General features: G+C 71.6%; 16 protein-coding genes. 7 read left to right on the top strand and 9 right to left on the bottom strand.

All coding sequences use genetic code 11. The features are described 5' to 3' along the window. Positions 1–80 precede the first annotated feature (80 nt). Complete coding sequence (locus ACZ3OF_RS20825; protein ID WP_467306088.1) at positions 81–584, top strand: hypothetical protein; 504 nt, start codon at positions 81–83, stop codon at positions 582–584. Positions 585–599: 15 nt separating this feature from the next. Here ACZ3OF_RS20825 and ACZ3OF_RS20820 read toward each other — a convergent pair whose 3' ends face one another. The 3 genes from ACZ3OF_RS20820 to ACZ3OF_RS20810 are packed head-to-tail and all read right to left on the bottom strand — an operon-like array spanning position 600 to position 2951. Further along, positions 600–1370 (bottom strand): enoyl-CoA hydratase/isomerase family protein, encoded by a 771-nt coding sequence (locus ACZ3OF_RS20820; RefSeq protein WP_361671648.1) that lies wholly within the window; start codon positions 1368–1370, stop codon positions 600–602. Beyond that, positions 1367–1792: a Zn-ribbon domain-containing OB-fold protein gene (locus ACZ3OF_RS20815; RefSeq protein WP_361671651.1), complete on the bottom strand. Its 426-nt coding sequence runs from the start codon at positions 1790–1792 to the stop codon at positions 1367–1369. The genes ACZ3OF_RS20820 and ACZ3OF_RS20815 overlap by 4 nt, the downstream gene beginning before the upstream one ends. Before the next feature lie 16 nt (positions 1793–1808). Further along, entirely contained in the window at positions 1809–2951 is a 1143-nt protein-coding gene (locus ACZ3OF_RS20810) for a lipid-transfer protein (RefSeq protein ID WP_361671654.1), read from the bottom strand. A gap of 92 nt (positions 2952–3043) precedes the next feature. Between ACZ3OF_RS20810 and ACZ3OF_RS20805 the strand changes: the two genes are divergently transcribed. Continuing rightward, complete coding sequence (locus ACZ3OF_RS20805) at positions 3044–4594, top strand: FadD3 family acyl-CoA ligase (protein ID WP_361671656.1); 1551 nt, start codon at positions 3044–3046, stop codon at positions 4592–4594. Between the two features lie 97 nt (positions 4595–4691). Then, positions 4692–5348, top strand: coding sequence for an LppU/SCO3897 family protein (locus ACZ3OF_RS20800; protein ID WP_361671658.1), 657 nt, complete (start codon positions 4692–4694; stop codon positions 5346–5348). 39 nt (positions 5349–5387) lie between these two features. On the opposite strand, the gene ACZ3OF_RS20795 is transcribed toward ACZ3OF_RS20800, so the two are convergent. The 5 genes from ACZ3OF_RS20795 to afsR all read right to left on the bottom strand — a co-directional run bounded on the left by ACZ3OF_RS20795 (position 5388) and on the right by afsR (position 13936). Beyond that, complete coding sequence (locus ACZ3OF_RS20795; protein WP_467306084.1) at positions 5388–7637, bottom strand: FG-GAP repeat domain-containing protein; 2250 nt, start codon at positions 7635–7637, stop codon at positions 5388–5390. Between the two features lie 47 nt (positions 7638–7684). After that, a complete protein-coding gene (locus ACZ3OF_RS20790) occupies positions 7685–9934 on the bottom strand; it encodes an FG-GAP-like repeat-containing protein (RefSeq protein WP_467306082.1) in 2250 nt (749 codons plus the stop codon). 133 nt (positions 9935–10067) lie between these two features. Continuing rightward, positions 10068–10256, bottom strand: coding sequence for a hypothetical protein (locus tag ACZ3OF_RS20785; RefSeq protein ID WP_467306080.1), 189 nt, complete (start codon positions 10254–10256; stop codon positions 10068–10070). 337 nt (positions 10257–10593) lie between these two features. Next, positions 10594–10770 carry a hypothetical protein gene (locus ACZ3OF_RS20780; protein ID WP_361671670.1) on the bottom strand — a complete coding sequence of 59 codons (177 nt, stop codon included), beginning with the start codon at positions 10768–10770 and terminating at the stop codon, positions 10594–10596. 202 nt (positions 10771–10972) lie between these two features. After that, positions 10973–13936, bottom strand: coding sequence for an SARP-family global regulator AfsR (gene afsR / locus ACZ3OF_RS20775; protein ID WP_361671673.1), 2964 nt, complete (start codon positions 13934–13936; stop codon positions 10973–10975). A gap of 155 nt (positions 13937–14091) precedes the next feature. Between afsR and ACZ3OF_RS20770 the strand changes: the two genes are divergently transcribed. Beyond that, positions 14092–15309 (top strand): amidohydrolase family protein, encoded by a 1218-nt coding sequence (locus ACZ3OF_RS20770; RefSeq protein ID WP_361671676.1) that lies wholly within the window; start codon positions 14092–14094, stop codon positions 15307–15309. 55 nt (positions 15310–15364) lie between these two features. On the opposite strand, the gene ACZ3OF_RS20765 is transcribed toward ACZ3OF_RS20770, so the two are convergent. Further along, positions 15365–16237, bottom strand: a complete 873-nt coding sequence (locus ACZ3OF_RS20765; RefSeq protein WP_361671678.1) for a hypothetical protein — start codon at positions 16235–16237, stop codon at positions 15365–15367. A gap of 206 nt (positions 16238–16443) precedes the next feature. Here ACZ3OF_RS20765 and ACZ3OF_RS20760 point away from each other — a divergent pair, with 206 nt between their 5' ends. The 3 genes from ACZ3OF_RS20760 to ACZ3OF_RS20750 all read left to right on the top strand — a co-directional run bounded on the left by ACZ3OF_RS20760 (position 16444) and on the right by ACZ3OF_RS20750 (position 19373). Then, positions 16444–17364 carry an LLM class F420-dependent oxidoreductase gene (locus ACZ3OF_RS20760; protein WP_361671681.1) on the top strand — a complete coding sequence of 307 codons (921 nt, stop codon included), beginning with the start codon at positions 16444–16446 and terminating at the stop codon, positions 17362–17364. Between the two features lie 14 nt (positions 17365–17378). Continuing rightward, on the top strand, positions 17379–18140 hold the full coding sequence (locus ACZ3OF_RS20755; protein ID WP_361671683.1) for an SDR family NAD(P)-dependent oxidoreductase: 762 nt from the start codon (positions 17379–17381) through the stop codon (positions 18138–18140). Positions 18141–18248: 108 nt separating this feature from the next. Then, positions 18249–19373 (top strand): LLM class flavin-dependent oxidoreductase, encoded by a 1125-nt coding sequence (locus tag ACZ3OF_RS20750; protein WP_361671685.1) that lies wholly within the window; start codon positions 18249–18251, stop codon positions 19371–19373. Positions 19374–19448 lie beyond the last annotated feature (75 nt).

Genomic DNA, 19448 nt, shown 5'->3' with positions numbered 1-19448 from the left:
CGTGCGCTCGTCAAGACGAGTGCGTTCACTCCGGCATTTGCACTCTGGTATTCGTACACACACTCAACGGGGGTTGAAGCGTGAAGCTTCGTCATGTCCGCGCCATCGCTGTCTTCGGTATCGCTCTGGTCGCGCTCACCGGCGCCCGCGGCTCCAGCGGCGGCAGCTGCAGCGGCGGCAGCTCCAGCAGCGGCGGGTCGGACAGCAGCAGCTCCAGCAGCGGTGGTTCCGACAGCAGCAGCTCCAGCAGTGGCGGCCTGACCAGCGGCGGTGTCGGCGGCTCGTCGAGGGACAAGGCCCAGCGCGACATCCGCATCGACGAGTGCAAGCTCAGCGCCGACCGCAAGAACCTGGTCGCCAAGGTGACGATCACCAACAGCGACTCCTCGGCGTACCTCTACGACGTCTCCCTTCAGTTCAAGGGTGACCCGAGCGCCGCCGTCGCGATGGCGAAGGTCGACGACGTGCGCGTCGAGGCCGGCGCCTCGACGCCGGCCGAGGCGACCACCGCCTACACCGGCACCGGCGACGGCTCCGAGTACACCCAGTGCGTCGTCGTCGACGCCGACCGCACCATCGGCTGACCTCGGTACCAGGCCTCAGCGGGTCCGGAACTCCGGCGCCCTCCTCGTGAACAGCTCCGCCTGCCGCTCCGGCGGCAGGTTTCCCAGGGCGACGAGGTGCGGCGCGTGGGCGAGGGCCTGTGCGCGGGCGGCCTCCTTGGCCGACCACAGGGCGCGGACCGTGCCCTGGACCGCCTCGGTCGGGTACGCCGCGATGACGGCGGCGGCCCGGCGGGCGGCGTCCAGCGCCCCGCCGGGCTCCGTCAGCTCGGAGACGAGCCCCGTCTCGTACGCCCGGCGGGCCGAGATCCGCTCGGCCGTCCCCATCAGTGCCATGCGCGCCACCTCCCCGAACGGCATCCTCTGCGCCATGTGGATGGTCTCGAAGGCGCTGACCATCCCGTAGGTGGTGTGCGGGTCGAAGAAGGTCGCGCCCTCGCCGGCGACGAGGAACTCCGCCTCCCCGAGCAGATAGAACGCCCCGCCGCAGGCCATCCCCTCCACGGCGGCGACGACCGGTTTCCACAGGTCGTTCGCCTTGGGGCCGATCGCGACGAGCGGATCGTCGATCGTGTACGGGGAGGAGGGCTGCGGGACATCGGCCGACCGGTCGATGCCGGTGCAGAAGGCCCGGGTGCCCGCCCCGGTGACGACGACCGCCCGCACCTCGTCCTCGTACCGGAACCCCCGCCAGGTCTCCGCCAGGCGGCGCGCCATGTCCAGGGTGATCGCGTTGTGCTTGTCGGCCCGGTCCAGGGTGACGACCGCGACGCCCGTCTCCTTGTCGCGTACGACGGTCAGGCTCATCCGCGCTCCAGGAGCCAGCGGGGCACGGCCATGCCGTCGATCTCGGTGAACGCGACCCGTACACCCGCCCCGATGCGCAGCCGCGCCGGATCGACCGAGTCGAGCGCCGCGCCGGGGTCGGCCACGACGTTGCCGACGAGGCGGATGCGGGGTGCGTCGGCGAGCTCGACGACGACGGTGTTGTACGGGGCCTGGGCGGCGTAGTCGGGCAGGAGCGGCGGGTGGGGCAGGACGTACGACCAGATCCGGCCGCGGCCGGACATCAGCCGCCACTCCGCGGCGAAGGACTGGCAGTGCGGGCAGCAGGGCCGGGGCGGGAAGCGCAGCTCACCGCAGTCGGCGCAGCCCTGGATCCTCAGTTCGCCCCGGGCGGTGTACTCCCAGAAAGGGGCACCGTCCTCGTCCACGACAGGCGTCAGCATGTGGGGTCTCAACTCCTCAGGCTCGAAGCAGGATGGCCGATGTGGGGACGCCCTCGCCGGCGGTGACGAGGCAGGTGGCGGCGTCCGGGACCTGGGCGGTGGAGGTGCCGCGGAGCTGCTTCACGCCCTCGTTGATGAGGTTGAAGCCGTGGACGTACGCCTCGCTGAGTCCGCCGCCGCCGGTGTTGATCGGCAGCCGTCCGCCGATCTCCAGCGCGCCGCCCTCGGTGAACGCGGCGCCCTCGCCGCGCTCGCAGAAGCCGTAGCCCTCCAGGGAGAGCGGGATGAGCGGGGTGAACGCGTCGTAGATCTGGGCGACGTCGACGTCCTGGGGGCCGAAGTCGGCCTGCTTCCAGAGGTGCCGGGCAGCGGTCCAGGCGGGGCCGGTGAGCGGGTCTTCGTTCCAGTAGTTGACCATCCCGTGGTGCTGGGAGGGCAGGCCCTGGGCGGCGGAGTGGACGTAGACGGGCTTCTGGCGGCAGTCGCGGGCCCGTTCGGCGCTGACGATGACGCATGCCAGCGCCCCGTCCGTCTCCAGGCAGTTGTCGAAGAGGCAGAGGGGTTCGCTGATCCAGCGGGCGGTCATGTACATCTCGCGGGTCAGCGGACGGTCGTACATGATCGCGTCCGGGTTCTGGTTGGCGCGGTTGCGGCAGGCGAGGGCGACGTTGAACAGGTGGTCGCGGGTGGCGCCGTACTCGTGCATGTAGCGGCGGGCGAGCATCCCGATCTCGTCGGTGGGCCGGAGCAGCCCGAAGGGCCGGGTCCACTGGCCGGGGGTGGGCAGCTGTACGGCGGTGTTCTTCCACGGCCGGGGGCCGCTGCCGCGCTTGCGTGACCGCCAGGCCACTCCGACGCTCGCCTGCCCGGTGGCGACGGCGGCGGCGAGATGGCCGACGGTGGCGCACGAACCCCCGCCGCCGTAGCCGACCTTGGAGAAGAAGGTGACGTCACCGGCGCCGATGGCCTTGGCGACCTCGACCTCGTCGGTCTCCTCCATCGTGTACGAGGCGAAGCCGTCGACCTCGGAGGACGCGATGCCGGCGTCGTCGAGTGCGGCGAGGATCGCCCGGCAGGCGAGCGTCTTCTCGGACTCGGGGAGCTGTTTCGCGAATGGTGTCTGTCCGATCCCGACGATGGCCGTGGCGTCCCTGAGCACTGCAACCTCCCCGATCGCGAGCTGCTGACAGCGCGTCAGGCTACAGCTAATCTGACGGATAGTCAGCTACGGGTGCGGCGGAAGGAACTGTGATGCGCGGCGACCTGGAATGGGGCTCGATAGCGGGCCTCGTGCGCGCGGCGGCCGAACGGTACGGGACGGCGGAGGCGGTGGTCGACGGCCGCACCCGCGTCTCGTACGAGGAGCTGGGCGAGCGCGTCGAACGCGCGGCCGCGGCCTGTCTCGCCGCGGGCGTGGAGCGCGGCGACCGGGTCGCGATCTGGGCGCCCAACACACTGGACTGGATCGTCTCGGCGCTCGGGGCGGTGACGGCGGGCGCGGTGCTCGTCCCGCTGAACACCCGTTTCAAGGGCACCGAGGCCGCGTACGTGCTCTCCCGCTCCCGGGCGAAGCTGCTCTTCGTCACCGGGACCTTCCTGGGCACCTCGTACGTCGCCTCCCTGCGCCGCGCCGGGATCGAACTCCCGGACCTGGAAAGGGTGGTGGTGCTCGCGGACGCGGCGCCCGAGGACTACACGACCTGGAAGGACTTCCTGGCGGAGGGAGAGGCGGTCTCCTCGGCGGAGGTCCGGGCCCGGGCCGACACCATCGACTCCGCCGCGCCCTCGGACATCATCTACACCTCGGGGACGACCGGCGCCCCCAAGGGCGCGGTGATCACGCACGCGCAGACGCTGCGCTGCTACGGCATCTGGTCGGAGCTCGCCGGCCTGCGCGAGGGCGACCGCTATCTGATCGTGAACCCGTTCTTCCACACCTTCGGCTACAAGGCCGGGATCATCGCCTGTCTGATGCGCGGGGCGGTGATGGTCCCGCAGTCCGTCTTCAACGTGGACACCGCCCTCGCGAACATCGCCGCCGAACGCATCTCGGTCCTGCCGGGACCGCCTACCCTGCACCAGTCGCTCCTGGACCACCCGGCGCGCTCCTCGTACGACCTCTCCGCCCTGCGGCTCGTGGTCACCGGCGCGGCCGTCGTCCCGCTGAGGCTGGTGGAGCGGCTGCGCGGTGAGCTCGGGGTCGGCACGGTCCTCACGGCGTACGGACTCTCCGAGGCGAGCGGCATCGTCACCATGTGCCGCAGGGGCGACCCGGCCGACGTCATCGCGACGACCTCGGGCCGGCCGATCCCGGACACGGAGGTCAGGCTCTCGGCGGCGGGCGAGGTCCTGGTGCGCGGCCACAACGTGATGAGCGGCTACTTCGAGGACGCGGAGGAGACGGCGCGGGCCGTCGACGCGGACGGCTGGCTCCACACGGGCGACGTGGGGGTCCTGGACGAGGCGGGCAATCTGCGGATCACGGACCGCATCAAGGACATGTTCATCGTCGGCGGCTTCAACGCCTACCCGGCGGAGATCGAGCAACTCATGGGGCTGCACCCGGACATCGCCGACGTCGCGGTCATCGGCGTGCCCGATCCGCGGCTGGGGGAGGTCGGGAAGGCGTTCGCGGTCCGGCGGCCGGGGGCGAGGGTCACGGCGGACGACCTGATCGCGTGGGCGCGGCGGGAGATGGCGAACTACAAGGTCCCGAGGGAGGTGGAGTTCGTGGAGGAGCTGCCCAGGAACGCGAGCGGGAAGGTGGTGAAGGGGGTGCTGAGGTCACAACTGCGTCGCTGACCGGCGGAACCCCGTCTTCAGGGCGGGCGGGCCGGGAACAATCCGCAACGCACGGCGTCCCGCGTCCCCTCTTCCTCGTCTCCCCTTGGAGCAGCCGGTGTCGTCTCCTCACCTCTCCATAACCCTGACCCCGCAGCAGGCGGCGACAGGGGTGACCCTGACCCTCACCCTGCCGACGGGCCCCGCCCACATCCAGATCCCGCCGTGCCGCAACGGCGACCTGATCCCGGCGCAGGTCGGGAACAGCACGGTGCTCCTGCGCATCCAGGTCGCCGGCCAGGCCCAGCCGGCGCGCAAGGCGAGCCCGTGGGGCTGCCTGGTGACGCTCGGAGTGATCGGCGCGGTGATCGCGGCCCTGGTCCTGACGGACGACAGCGACGACGAGGCGCCGACGGCCGGTTCGCCCGCGGTCACCACCACGGCGACCCCGTCCCCGTTCCCCACGACCGACCCGGCCCCCACCACGACGACGGAGGCCCCGCCGGACCCGTACACGAAGGGCACGTGCCTCAACGGCACACTTCCGGACTCGACGACGGCGCAGAGCGTGAGCGACATCGACGAGGTGGACTGCTCGGCGTCGGACGCGCACTACCGGGTGATCCAGACGTTCCCGCTGACCTCGGACCTGAACCGCTGCAACGCCAACCCGAAGACGCAGTACGCCTTCTCGCACCGCTACACGATCAACGGCGCGACGATCAACGAGTACGTGTACTGCCTGGTGGGCCTGGGCTCGTACGCACGGGGGTAGCGGCGGCCGGCGTCAGCGGCCCGGTCCCGGCGGGCTGGTTCAGTAGACGTCGGTGGGACGGGACACCGGTAGCGAGGCGACCGATCCGGCGGGGTATCCCAGGGGGTGGCGCCAGTTGCCGGTGCTCGTGTGGCGGATCAGGGAGCCGTTGGGGTACACGCCGATCAGATCGGCGCGCCCGTCGCGCGGGTGGTCACCGATGCCGATCAGGACGGAGTACGCGTTCCAGCCGTCGCCGATGCGGGTTCGGGTGGCGAAGGTGCCGTCGCCCTTGGCGAGGTAGAGCCAGAGGACGCCGGCCTTGTCGCGGGCGATGAGGTCGCCGTGGGCGGCGCCGCCGAGGTTGCCGGGGAGGGTGAGCTGGTTGTAGATCTGCCAGCCGCCGCCGATCTTCTTGCGGGTGGTGAAGGGTGTGGTGGCGTTGCCGGTGCCGGGGTAGAGCCAGAGGGTGCCGGTCTTGTCGGTGGCGAGGAGGTCGTTGCGTCCGTCACCGGTCAGGTCCGAGCCTCCGGCGAGTCTGTCGTAGATCTGCCAGCCGCCACCGACCCGCACACGCGGCGCGAGGCCCTTGCCGTTGCCCTGATGGAGCCAGAGAACACCGGTGGTGTCGCGGGTGACCAGGTCACCGGCGGTTGTACCGCCGACATTTCCTGTCGCGGCGATCCGGTCGTACGTGTTCCAGCCGGTGCCGATCTGCGTCGCGGGCAGGGACGGCGGCTGGGGATCCTGGTCGTAGCTCACGAGGTACCGGCGCCCCTCGTGCAGCGACAGGCGTCCCTGCGCGTCGCGGACGAGCAGGTCGGGTGTGCCGTTGTCGTTGAAGTCGTGCGGGCGGACCTGCCGGGTGAGGGTGAAGGAGCCGGTACGGACGACGTCCGGGCCGATGCCATTGGCGGGCCTCGCGGTCATCGTCCACGTGTAATCCCCGTTGTACGCAGGGAACTTGTCGTCGAAGGAGCCGTCCCAGGTGACGGTGAAGGGTTCGGCCGCCGTGCGGGACGTCAGGGTCGGGGAGGTCCACGAACGGCCCGAAGCGGTGTGGCGGATGCTCACACGCACCTCGGCGTTGTGCCGGGTGAACGTCCACGAGGGATTCAGCGAGCCGCCCGCGCGGTCGAGGTCGACTGTTCCGGCCGGTGCGTTCTCGGTGGTGACGGCGAGCGCGGTGGGGACGCCGGTGGTCGCCAGCAGGCTGACGGCGGGCGCGGCGCCGTCGTCTGCGCCGGGCGCGATCCGGTACACCCCCTCGCCCTGATCGACGGTGCCGCCGGCGGCGAGCAACGTGCCGTCCGGGGAGGCGACGAGGCTCGACGCGTGCGCGAGGAGCGGGACGGTCTCGCCCGTCTTCAGCGAACGGGCCGTCACCGGGTGCAGGGGTTCGGTCCGGGGGGAGCTGCCGCCGCCGAGCGCGCTGTACACGGCCCAGTCGCCGACGATCCGCACGGTCGTCCGGGCGTTCGTCTCCAGGTCGACCGGGCGCGGCAGTTCGGTGCGGGTGATCCGGGGTTCGCCCCGCCGGACGGTGGCCAGACTGCTGCCGTACTCCTCCAGCTCCAGCCAGGCCAGGCGCGTCGGCGACGCGGTCGCGGGCTGGTGCCCGGCCCTGCCGTAGACGTGGTCGTACGTCTCGACCACCGACGCCGAGACGACGTCCACGACGGCCAGCTTCTCGCTCCACACGCCGCCCACGACGGAGTGGTACCGGGCGAGGAAGGTGTCCGGCCCGGCGCTCTCCGCCGCGACCAGATCGTCGGCGGGGAGGCCCTGCACGGCACGGTCCACGGTTCGGCCCTGGGCATCCCTGCTGACGACGTGCAGCTCCCGCCCGCCGGTCGTGCCGGGGAATGTCCGCGTGACGAGCGACGTGCCCTGGTGGAGCAGGGGCACCGGGGTGCCGACGAGTTCGGTGGTGCTGTACGAGACGACTTCGCGGCCCGTCGCCATGTCGAGGTAGGTGCGCTTCGGACCCTCGATCCGTACGACGAGGTCGGTGCCCTGGCTCGCCTCGTACCGTCCGGCGGGCAGCGGGGTCCGGGTCCCGTCGTACGCGATCCAGGTGTGGACGGTGGCCGTGCCTTCCGCGTGGGAGGTGAGGAAGCCGGTCGGGCCTGCGGAGACGACGGCCGAGCCGGCCGGCACGGAGAGAGCCGCTGCCGGTTCGGCGGCGGGCGCCTGCGCGGCGGGGGCCGCCGCGACCGCCGGGACCGTGACTCCTGCGGCGGTGACGGCGAGGACGAGGGCGACGACGGCGCGGAGCCGGCGCCGGGTGGGGTGTCCGTGGGTGTTCACGGGGCGGCTCTCCTTGTGGAACGTGCTGTACGAGTGCGGGTGTTGCATCAGAAGATCTCGCCGTTCCAGTACTCGTACCGGGGGAGGACGGTCTTGCCCGAGTCGAACGGGGCCCTCCACTGCCCTGTGCCCCGGTAGACGACCATCACGGGGTACTGGCCCTCGTCCTCCCGGTGGGCGATCAGTTCGTTCCGGCCGTCGCCGTCCACGTCGCCCACGCCCGCGACGCCCTTGTACGCGTTCCAGCCGTCGCCGATGCGGGTTCGGGTGGCGAAGGTGCCGTCGCCCTTGGCGAGGTAGAGCCAGAGGACGCCGGCCTTGTCGCGGGCGATGAGGTCGCCGTGGGCGGCGCCGCCGAGGTTGCCGGGGAGGGTGAGCTGGTTGTAGATCTGCCAGCCGCCGCCGACCTTCTTGCGGGTGGTGAAGGGTGTGGTGGCGTTGCCGGTGCCGGGGTAGAGCCAGAGGGTGCCGGTCTTGTCGGTGGCGAGGAGGTCGTTGCGTCCGTCGCCGGTCAGGTCCGAGCCTCCGGCGAGTCTGTCGTAGATCTGCCAGCCGCCACCGACCCGCACACGCGGCGCGAAGGGCGCCCTGGGGTCGCCCTTGCCGTCGTAGAACCAGAGGACCCCGGTCTTGTCCCGGGCCACGAGGTCGCCGTTGCGGGTGCCGCCGAGGTTTCCGGTCGCCGTCATCCGGTCGTACGTGTTCCAGCCGTGGCCGATCCGGGTCTCGTCCGCGCCCTCGTGACTGCCGAGGCGGGTGATCTGCCCGGCGTCGTACAGGGAGAGATAGCCGAACTCGCGGACCAGTACGTCCGGTGCGCCGTTGCCGTCGAAGTCGTGCGGCCGCGGCGCACGCGTGAGGTTGAAGGAACCGCTGCGCTCGATGCTCGGGCCGATGCCGTTGGCGGGCGCGGCCGTCAGCTTCCAGGTGTAGGCGCCGTTGTAGGCCGGGTAGCCGATGTCGAACCACCCTTCCCAGGTGGTCGCGGGGTGGGTCAGCTCGCCGCCGGGCCAGTAGGTGTACGGCTCGGCGGTGCGGCCCGTGGCGGTGTGCGTCAGTTTCAGCTTCAGCGTCGCGTTGGAGCGGCTGAGCCTCATGGAGGCGGTCAGCTGCCCGCCCGCGCGGTCGAAGTCGAAGGCGCCGGTCGGCGGCAGGCTCTCCGAGAGCACCGTGAGGGCGGTCGGCCGGCCGGAGCCGCGCACGAGCGTGGCGGCGGGCCTGCCGGTGGTCCTGTCCGGGGCGATCCGGTACAGCCCCTCGCCCTGCGCGATCGTCCCGCCGAGAACGAGCAGGTTCCCGTCCTGGTCGTAGGCGGTGGACGACGCGTGGTCCAGAACCGGGAACGTCTCGCCGGTGGTCAGGGAACGGGCGGTCAGCGCGTACAGGGGATCGGCGCCGGTGGAGGACGTGCCGCCGCCGGGCCGGACGTACAGCGCCCAGTCGCCGAGCGGGCGGACCTCGACGCCGCGGGCGTCGCCCGTGGTGGTCAGCGGCACCCGCTGCACGTCCTGCGTGCCCCGGGGCACGTAGGCCAGAACGGGACTCCGGAGCGACTCGATCCACGCCACGTGGTTCGAGGACCGGGCGACCGAACCGATCTCGGACGACGAGTCGGCGACGGCCTCATACGTCTCCGTCACGTCGCCGGTCGCGATGTCCACCACACCGAGCCGCCGCACGTAGCCGGATGATTCGGCACTGCCGTATCCGATGACGATCTGCCCCGGCCCGGCGTCGTGCAGGTCGTATTCGTAGCGGTCGCCCGGCCTGGCGACCGGGCGGCTGACGGTCCGGCCGTTCTCCACGGAGACCAGGTGGTGGGTGAGCTTGCCGTTCAGGTAGTGGCTCATCACCAGCGTCGTGCCGATGACCCTGCGCAGGTAGAGCTCGCCGGAGGTGGTGAGGCCCGACGTGTCGATCACGACCGGCGCCGACGTCCCGCTCATGTCGGTGAGCGTGTACACGTTCCCGTCCTTGGACGCGACGAGGTCCGTACCCGTACTGCCCCACTTGGGCCCGGCGGGGAGCGTGACGGTGGCTCCGCCCGCGAAGGGCGTCCAGCGGTAGACGGCGGAATCGGGCTGCCAGCCCGTGCTGGTGAGCATGCCCGTCCGGCCCGCGCTGAGAAGCTTCGCATCGGCCGGGATGTCGAGCGGGGCCCGCTCGTCCGCCGTCCGCTGAACGGTGACGGCGGAGGACACCGGCCCTGCCGCGAGGGCGGGGGCCGTGAGACCCCAGGCGGTCACCGTGACGACGGCGACGGCGAGGCGACGGCCGGCGGGGCCGAGGTGCTTCAAGGGGGTTCCTTCCGGGGCTGCGGTCGTGGCGTCCATTCGCCACGACCACAGGACTCACGACGACCGGTCAAGGTTGTACGGCCGCGTGTACCACCTCGGAGGTCTGCATCCTGGTCGGAGCCCGCCCTGGTCGTCAGGTCGCGTGGAAGTCCTGGGGGCCGGCGCCCGTGGCGTGGAAGTCCTCGTGGGTGGTGCTCGTGGCGTGGAAGTCCTGGGGGCCGGAGCTCGTGGCGTGGACGTCCGCCAGGGCCGGTGTCGCCGTGCCGATGGCGAGCGCCGCGGCCACGACGGCTCCGGCCAGCAGGCGTTGGGTGCGGGACATGAGCAACTCCTTGTGAGAAGACGGACGTGCGTCGCTCCAGCCTGCGCGATCGCGAACGCCGGTTCGATGGTTGCGTGCCGTTCCGGCCAGGGATTGGCCGGGAGCTCGTAGCGCGCGCAAGAGGGGCCGGGCGGATGCCCGGCCCCTCCTCGCTGTCCGGCGCGCCGCGCGCGTCAGGCCCTGTCCGACCGGTCCCCCCGGCCGTCGGACGTCCCCCGAGCCTTGCGCGTCGGCATCCCGGACAGTCACGGCTTCGGCAGCTCCCCCGATGGCGCCGCCGGGGCCGTCCCCCGTCGCGAGCCGGCCCCTCGTTCCCCCGTGGGCCGGCCCGGGTCGTCTACGTGAGGGGCTCACCCGTCGCGTGGGCGTCCAGCGGCTTGACGGGCTTGACGGGCTCGCTCGTCGCGTGGGCGTCCAGCGGCTTGATCGGCTCGCTCGTCGCGTGCGCGTCGCCCAGCGTGGTGATCTCCTCGCCCGTGGCGTGGGCGTCAGTGGGCTTGAGGTTGTCGGCCATGAAGGTCATCTCCTGTAGCTGATGGACGTGGCGAGAGCGACGCCCGCCCGGCGATTCCCCCGTGGATCGCCGGGTGGGACGTCCAGGGCCGATCACCCTAACGGTGGGGCCTCATCGCGATCCGTCTGCCCCCCGACGCGGCGGATCGACACACATGAGAGTGCCGTGCGGCGATAAACGATTGATGAACGACCTGGTGCGGTCACGCCACGGCGGCCGGGTGCAGCAGCGCGCGGACACTCGTGGCCTCGGGGGAGTCGAGCTCCTCGAAGACCGTGAGCGCCTCGCGCCAGCACACCCGCGCCCGGTCGATCTGACCCAGCGCCGACAGGCCGCGCCCCAGCACCGTCAGGACGTTGGCCCGCCGCCACTCGCCGCCGATCCCGTGCAGTACGGCGAGCGCCTGTTCCGCGTGGGAGGCCGCCGAGGCGGACTTGCGCTCGGCGAGATTGACCTCGGCGAGTCGGAACAGCGTCATGCCGTGCCACAGCTTCTGCCGGCTCTCCTGGAAGACGCTCAGCGCCTCGGTGAGGACGGCGCGCGCCTGACCGGTCTCGCCGGCCTCGGTGAGCGCGAGGCCGAGCGCGTACTTGCCGTTGGCGAGACGCAGCGGCAGACCGTCGTCCGACTTCTCGTAGATCGCGATCCCCTGCCGTGCCAGCTCGACCGCGCTGGTGATGCGGCCCATGGCGAGGTGCACCCGGGACAGGTTGCACAGCGCGCTGGCCTCCCCGGGCTTGTTCTGGTCCGCCCGGAACGCGGCGAGCGCCTGCGAGAGGTGGGTCTCCGCGTCCGTGTGCCGGCTCTCGTAGAGCGCGATGATCCCCAGCTGGTTGGGGGCCTGTGCCGACGAGACGGGGTCACCGGCCGCGAGGCCGGCCTCCAGCGCGCGGCGGGCCTCGTCGGCCGCCTCGCCGAACCGGCCCGAGGTGCTGTGCACATGGGTGAGCATCGTCCGGGACCGGCCCTCCGCCCGCATCTCCCCCGCCTTGGCCGCGGCCTCGCTCACGGCCGTGGCCGCCTGCGCGAACTGGTGCGTGTTCGCCCCCGACTCGGCGAGGTCGACGGCTGCCATCAGGAGGTCCGCGGCGCGACGGAGGAGGCCGTTGCCGGCGGACTGGCGGGCGCAGGCGAGGAGGCCGTTGGCCTCGGTGAAGAGCCAGTCCAGGGCGGATTCCTGCGTGTCGAAGGCGAGACCGGGGTACTGGGTGCGCTCGAAGTGCTCGAGGACGCGCTCCCCGGGGCGCTCGATCGCGTACACGCGGGCCGCCGTCGACAGATAGAAGTCCAGCAGCCGGGAGAGCGCCAGTTCCCGTTCCACCGGAGGCTGTTCGTCCCTCTCCGCGCACGCACGCGCGTAGAGCCGCACCAGGTCGTGGTAGCGGTAGCGGCCCGGGGCCGCCGATTCGAGGAGCGAGGTGTCGACCAGCGCCTCCAGGAGGTCCTCCGTGTCGTGGAGTTCCAGGTCGAGGACGGCCGCGGCCGCCGCGAGGGAGATGTCCGGGCCGTCGGCAAGGCCGAGGAGGCGGAACGCACGGGCCTGGGCCGGTTCCAGCTGGCCGTAGCCGAGTTCGAAGGTGGCCTTGACGGCGAGGTCGCCGGCCTGGAGTTCGTCCAGGCGGCGGCGCTCGTCGGCGAGCTTCGCCGCCAGGACGGCCACCGTCCAGGTGCGGCGCGCGGCCAGCCGGGAGGCGGCGATACGGATCGCCAGCGGCAGGAAGCCGCACGCGGCGACCACGTCGAGGGCCGCTTCCCGCTCCGCCGAGACGCGCTCCTCGCCGACGATCCGGGTGAAGAGCTGGAGCGCCTCCTCCGGCGACATGACGTCCAGGTCCACCAGGTGCGCCCCGGCCAGGTCCACCATCCGGATGCGGCTGGTCACCAGCGCCGCGCAGCCCGCCGTGCCCGGCAGGAGGGGGCGGATCTGGGCCGCGTCCCGCGCGTTGTCGAGCAGTACGAGGACCCTCCGGCCGTCCAGCGTCGAGCGGTACAGCGCCGCCCGCTCGTCCAGCGAGTCCGGGATGGCGGAGTCGGGCGTGCCGAGGGCCCGCAGGAACGCGCCGAGGACCGTCTCGGGAGCCGCGGCACGGGAGCCCGCGCCCTGGAGGTCGACGTAGAGCTGTCCGTCGGGGAAGTGCGGCCGCGCCTCGTGGGCCACGTGCACGGCGAGCGTCGTCTTGCCGACGCCGCCGATGCCCGCGAGCGCCGACACGGCCATCACGGAGCCCTCCGCCGTGGCCAGCCGCTTCCCCAGCTCCCGTACGAAGGAGTTGCGGCCGGTGAAGTCCGGGACCGTCGCGGGGAGTTGCGCGGGCCGGGCGACGGCGGGCGCCGGAGCCGATTCCTCGACCGGGCGGGCCAGTTCGGTGTCCGCCTGGAGGATCCGCTGCTGGAGGCGGGAGAGTTCCGGGTTCGGGTCGACGCCCAGCTCGTCGGCGAGGAGCCGGCGGGTGTCCGCGTAGACCGCGAGCGCCTCGGCCTGCCGGCCGCTGCGGTAGAGGGCCAGCATGAGCAGTTCGCGCAGGCGCTCCCGCAGCGGGTGGGCGGCGGTCAGCGCGGTCAGCTCGGAGACGGCCTCCGCGTGCGCGCCGGCCTCCAGGTCCATGTCGAGCCGGGTCTCCAGGAGCTGGAGCCGCCACTCCTCCAGGCGTACGCGCTGGGTCTCGGCGTACGGCCCCGGTACGGAGGCCAGCGCCTCGCCGTCCCACAGCCCGAGGGCCTTGTTCAGCCGGGACCTGGCCGCCGCGCGGTCGCCCGCGCCGCGCAGTTTGTCGGCCTCGGCGGCCAGCTCCTGGGCGACGTTCAGGTCGAGGGCGCCGGCGTCGGCGGTACGGATGGCGTAGCCGCCCGACTCGCTGACCAGGACCCCGGTGTCGAGGATCTTGCGCAGCCGTGAGGCGTAGGTCCGTACCGCCGCGAGCGCCTGCGAGGGCGGCTCGTCGCCCCAGATGGCGTCGATCAGTTCGGAGGCCGTCGCCGTGCGCCCGTCGCGCAGCAGCAGCGCTGCGAGCAGGGCCCGCTGCTGGGGCGAGCCCGAGGGGAGGGCGGCGCCGTCCCGCCAGGCGCGCACCGGGCCGAGCACGCTGAAGCGCAGGTCGTCCGTGCGGACGCGACCTGTCAGCGGAGCTCGCTGCTCCGGAACGTGCGGGCCGTTCTCACGGTCCATAGCTCCCCCTGCCGTACCGCTGGTTTCGCCCCTGACAGTCTGCCTTGCCCGGAGGGGATGCGTCAGCATCGGGTCACTGTCTGCACAAGTCCTGCCACATGATTCGGCCGACCAATTAGCTGACGGGTCGTCAGATCGGCGCTACCGTGAAACGCATGGAGACCTTCCCGAAGATCATCTCGGTGGACGACCACACCGTGGAGCCGCCTCACGTCTGGCGGGACCGGCTCCCGTCCAGGTACCGCGACACCGGACCGCGGATCGTCCGCGCGCCCCTGAAGGAAATGACCTTCCTCGGCGGCAAGTTCGCACCCGTCATGGGTGCCAAGGGCGACGACGGCCCGATCGGCGACTGGTGGGTGTACGAGGATCTGCACCGGCCGCTCACCCGCCTCGACACCGCTGTCGGCTACGACAGGGACGAGATCAGGCTCGAGGTCATCACCTACGAGCAGATGCGCCCCGGCTCGTACAGCGTCCCCGACCGGCTGGCCGACATGGACGTCAACCACGTCCAGTCCGCGCTCTGCTTCCCCACCTTCCCGCGCTTCTGTGGGCAGACCTTCACCGAGGCGAGCGACCGCGAGCTCGGCCTCCTCGGCGTCCGCGCGTACAACGACTGGATGGTGGAGGAGTGGTGCGGGCCCGAGGCCCGGGGTCGGCTGATCCCGCTCACCCTCGTACCCCTCTGGGACGCCGAACTCGCCGCCGAGGAGGTGCGGCGCAACGCCGCCCGCGGTGTCCGCGCCGTCGCCTTCTCCGAGATCCCGCCCCACCTCGGGCTCCCGTCGGTCCACACCGACCACTGGGACCCGTTCCTTCGCGCCTGCGACGAGACCGGCACCGTCGTCGCGATGCACATCGGCTCCTCCAGCCGGATGCCGTCCACCTCCGCCGACGCCCCGCCCGCGGTCGGCTCCACCATCACCTTCGCCAACTGCTGCTTCTCGATGGTGGACTGGCTGATGAGCGGGAAGTTCGAGCGCTTCCCCAACCTGAGGATCATGTACGCCGAGGGGCAGATCGGCTGGATCCCGTACATCCTGGAGCGGGCCGACGTCGTCTGGGAGGAGAACCGGGGCTGGGGCGGAGTCGCCGACAAGGTGCTGCGCCCGCCGTCGGAGCTCTTCGCCGAGCACGTCTACGGCTGCTTCTTCGACGACGCCTTCGGCCTGAAGAACCTGGACGCGATCGGCGTAGGGAACGTTCTCTACGAGACGGACTACCCGCACTCCGACTCCACCTGGCCCAAGTCGCGCGAGGTCGGCGAGGCGCAGATGGGGCACCTGGCACCGGACGTCGTGGAGAGGATCGTGCGCGGCAACGCGATCGAGCTGCTCGGCCTGACGGCGGACGGGCTCTGGGTGCCGTGACGCAACGACGAGCGGCCGCACCCCGTCGTGGGGTGCGGCCGCCATGCCGTACGGCTCAGCCGAGGCGGACCGAGGAGATCGTGTCGTCGAAGCCGATCGACGCGAGGTCGGCGATGTTGCCGCTCACCGACTTCGACGTGCCCTTGCAGTCCTTCTCCGTCCAGATCTTCACCGTGCCGCTCGCCTGGAGCGAGGAGGCCCGGTCGTTCCGGCCCACGTTCTGGCAGCCGGTGCCGGCCAGGCCCTCGGACGGGTCGCCGAAGTTCGTCTCGTCGGAGAGGGTGACGCTGCTGTTCCCCCCGGTGGGCGCGGAGCCGCCGCCCGCCTTCGTGCCGCTCGGCGTCACCCCGAACCAGGTGCCGCCGACGCCCTGCCCGTTGGTGTCACCGGGGCGCAGGTCCTTGGCGAAGCGGTAGACCGGCCAGCCGCCGATGGTGACCTGGAGGTTGCCGTCGTCGCGCTTGACCACGCCCACGTCCGACTTCTTCACGCCGTCGATGAAGATCCGTCCGCCCGGCGCGACGACGACCGGCGGCCAGGTGGTGGCGCAGGCGTCGTTGCAGGTGGACTTGGACGGCTTCGCGGTGTCGTTGTCGAAGCGGTAGAGCGTGAAGCCCGCGCCGTTGACGACGACCGGGTCGAGGGCGCCCGCCCGGGCCGCGCTCAGCTGGACCCACTTCTGCGGCTTGCCCGGAGCGTTCGCCCAGTCGCCGGTCTTCGGCTGCGCGTTGTTCTGCTTCGCCGTACCGCTGAGGAAGTCGAACGCGGACCCGGCGGCGCCGGTGCCGGATCCGGCGTTCCCGGTCCCGGTCGCCGCGCTCCCGGCGGGCCTGTCGGCGGCCTTGTCCTCGGTGCCGCCGCAGGCGGTGAGCAGCAGGGCGGCGGCCGTGGTGGCGGCGGCGATCATCCCGAAGCGCTGGGTGTTCATGGTTCCCCCTGTGTGTGGTGTGCGTTGCCTTCGCGGGGGAGTACGGAGACGGCTGTAGGGGGCACTCAGCCGGTTACGTGCCTGAGACAGGCCCGGGACGGTTCCGGCACGGCGCCCCCCGACCCCTTGTCTGATGACCCGTCAGAAGCGAGCATGAGGGCCACTCAATCGATATGACGAATCGTCAGATCCATAGGGGGTCCACCATGGTGGTCTACGGGATGCAGCTCCCGGTCCAGTCGCAGAGCACCCTCTACGCCGAGCCCTGGGAGGCCGCCGCGGGCCCCGCCGACCTGGTGGAGATCGCCCGCGTCGCCGACCGGACCGGCTTCGACTACATCGCGAGCTGCGACCACGTCGCCATCCCGCGCCGACTCGCCGGACCCATGAGCACGATCTGGTACGACCCGGTCGCCACGCTCTCCTTCCTGGCCGCCGCCACCGAGCGCGTCCGGCTGCTCTCGCACGTCGCCGTCGTCGGCCTGCGCCACCCCCTGGTGACCGCCAAGGCGTACGCGACGCTCGACCACCTCTCCGGCGGCCGCCTGGTCCTCGGGGTCGGGGCCGGGCACGTCCAGGAGGAGTTCGAGGCGGTCGGGGCCGACTTCGCCGGGCGCGGGGGCGTGCTCGACGAGACGATCGACGCGCTGCGGGCGGCCCTCGGCCCGGAGGAGTACCCGGAGCACGCGGGCGAGCGCTTCGCCTTCAAGGACCTCGGGCAGCTGCCCCGGCCCGCCCAGGAGCATGTGCCCGTCTGGGTCGGCGGGTCCTCGCCGGCCGCCGTGCGCCGGGCCGCCCTCAAGGGGGACGGCTGGCTGCCCCAGGGCGACCCGCGGGACAGGCTCCCCGCCCAGATCGCCCGGCTCAAGGCCCTGCGCGAGGAGGCCGGGATCGAGGACCCGATCACCGTCGGGGCGATCGTCGAGGCCCTGTACGTCGGCGAGGCCGGCTGGGACGTCGGCCGGCGGACGCTGTCGGGCAAGCCGGAGGCCCTGGCCGAGTCGCTGAACGCGTACGGCGCGATGGGCGTGCACCAGATCCAGGTCCGGTTCCGCTCCCGGAGCCGTACCGAACTCACCGATCAGATGGCGGCGTTCGCCGCCGAGGTCGCCCCCCACCTGAGCTGAGGAGTTGGACGGACATGGGCAAGCTGGACGGACGGGTCGTCGTCGTCACGGGCGCGGCGCGCGGACAGGGCGAGCAGGAGGCGCGGCTCTTCGCCGCCGAGGGGGCCCGGGTCGTCCTCGCCGACGTGCTCGACGCTCCGGGCGAGGCGCTGGCCAAGGAGCTGGGGGAGGAGCGGGCGGTCTACGTCCACCTCGACGTCACACGGGAGGAGGAGTGGACGGCGGCGGTCACCGCCGCCAAGGAGCGCTTCGGGCGGATCGACGGCCTGGTGAACAACGCGGGCATCCTGCGCTTCAACGAGCTGGTCTCCACGCCCCTGGAGGAGTTCCAGGCAATCGTCTCGGTCAACCAGGTCGGCTGTTTCCTGGGGATCCGTACCGTCGCGCCCGAGATCGAGGCGGCCGGCGGCGGCACGATCGTCAACACCGCCTCGTACACGGGTCTGACGGGTATGGCGGGCGTCGGCGCGTACGCGGCCACCAAGCACGCCGTGCTCGGGCTGACCCGGGTCGCGGCGCTGGAGCTGGCGGCCAAGGGGATCCGGGTCAACGCGGTCTGTCCCGGAGCGATCGACACCCCGATGAGCAACCCGGAGGGCGTGGACCCGGAGGCGACGGCCGGGCTGTACCGGCAGCTCGTGCCGATGGGGCGGATCGGGAAGCCGGAGGAGGTGGCGGCGCTCGCGCTCTTCCTGACCGCCGACGACTCCTCGTACATCACCGGGCAGCCGTTCGTCATCGACGGCGGCTGGCTGGCGGGCGTGAAGCTCTTCTGACCGCTTCTGACGCTCCATCAGGTATTGACGCACCTGCCGCGCGGTGCGAAAGTCGGGCACATCGAGAATCTGATGGTACGTCAGAAACAACGAGGACGGTGAACCCCCTTGGAATTCGGGATCTTCGTACAGGGATACGTCGGCAAGCGTGCCGAGACCGATCCCGAGGCCGAGCACAAGGCACTGATGGAGGAGACCGAGTACGTCATCCAGGCGGACACGTCCGGGTTCAAGTACGCCTGGGCCTCCGAGCACCACTTCCTGGAGGAGTACTCGCACCTCTCGGCGAACGACGTCTACCTCGGCTACCTCGCCCACGCCACCGACCGGATCCACCTCGGCTCCGGCATCTTCAACCCCCTGGCGCCGGTGAACCACCCGGTCAAGGTCGCCGAGAAGGTCGCCATGCTCGACCATCTCTCCCAGGGCCGCTTCGAGTTCGGCTCGGGGCGCGGGGCGGGCTCCCACGAGATCCTCGGGTTCATGCCGGGCATCACCGACATGAACCACACGAAGGAGATCTGGGAGGAGACGATCGCCGAGTTCCCCAAGATGTGGCTCCAGGACGAGTACGTCGGCTTCCAGGGCAAGCACTGGTCCCTGCCGCCGCGCAAGGTCCTGCCCAAGCCGTACGGGAAGTCCCACCCCGCCATGTGGTACGCGGCCGGCTCGCCGTCCTCGTACGCGATGGCGGGCAGGAAGGGGCTCGGCGTCCTCGGCTTCAGCGTGCAGAAGGTCTCCGACATGGAGTGGGTCGTCGAGTCGTACAAGACCGCGATCAAGGAGGCCAGGGCGGTCGGCGACTTCGTCAACGACAACGTGATGGTCACCTCGACCGCGATCTGCGCCGAGACGCACGACAAGGCCGTCGAGATCGCGGTGAGCGGCGGGCTCAACTACCTGCAGTCGCTCCTCTTCCGCTACCACGACACCTTCCCCCGGCCCGAGGGCATCCCCGAGTGGCCGGAGCTGCTGCCCGAGTACAGCGCGGAGATCATCGAACTCCTCATCGCGGAGGAGCTGATGATCTGCGGCGACCCGGACGAGGTGCTGCGCCAGTGCAAGCGCTGGGAGCAGGCGGGCGCGGACCAGCTGTCGTTCGGGCTGCCGATCGGGATCAGTTACGAGGACACGATGAACACGATCAAGCTGATCGGCGAGCACGTGATCCCCAAGATCGACACGGACCCGGTCCACCGCACGACCCGCTTCCGCCAGGCCGCGACGGACTGACGGGGCTCGCCCACCGGGCCGGGGCTCCCCGCCCGACACGAGCGCGGGGCGGTGTCTTCCCGGACCACCGTTCCG

Source organism: Streptomyces sp. NPDC022552 (genome assembly GCF_055561875.1).
This window is presented reverse-complemented; position numbering and strand designations above follow the sequence as displayed.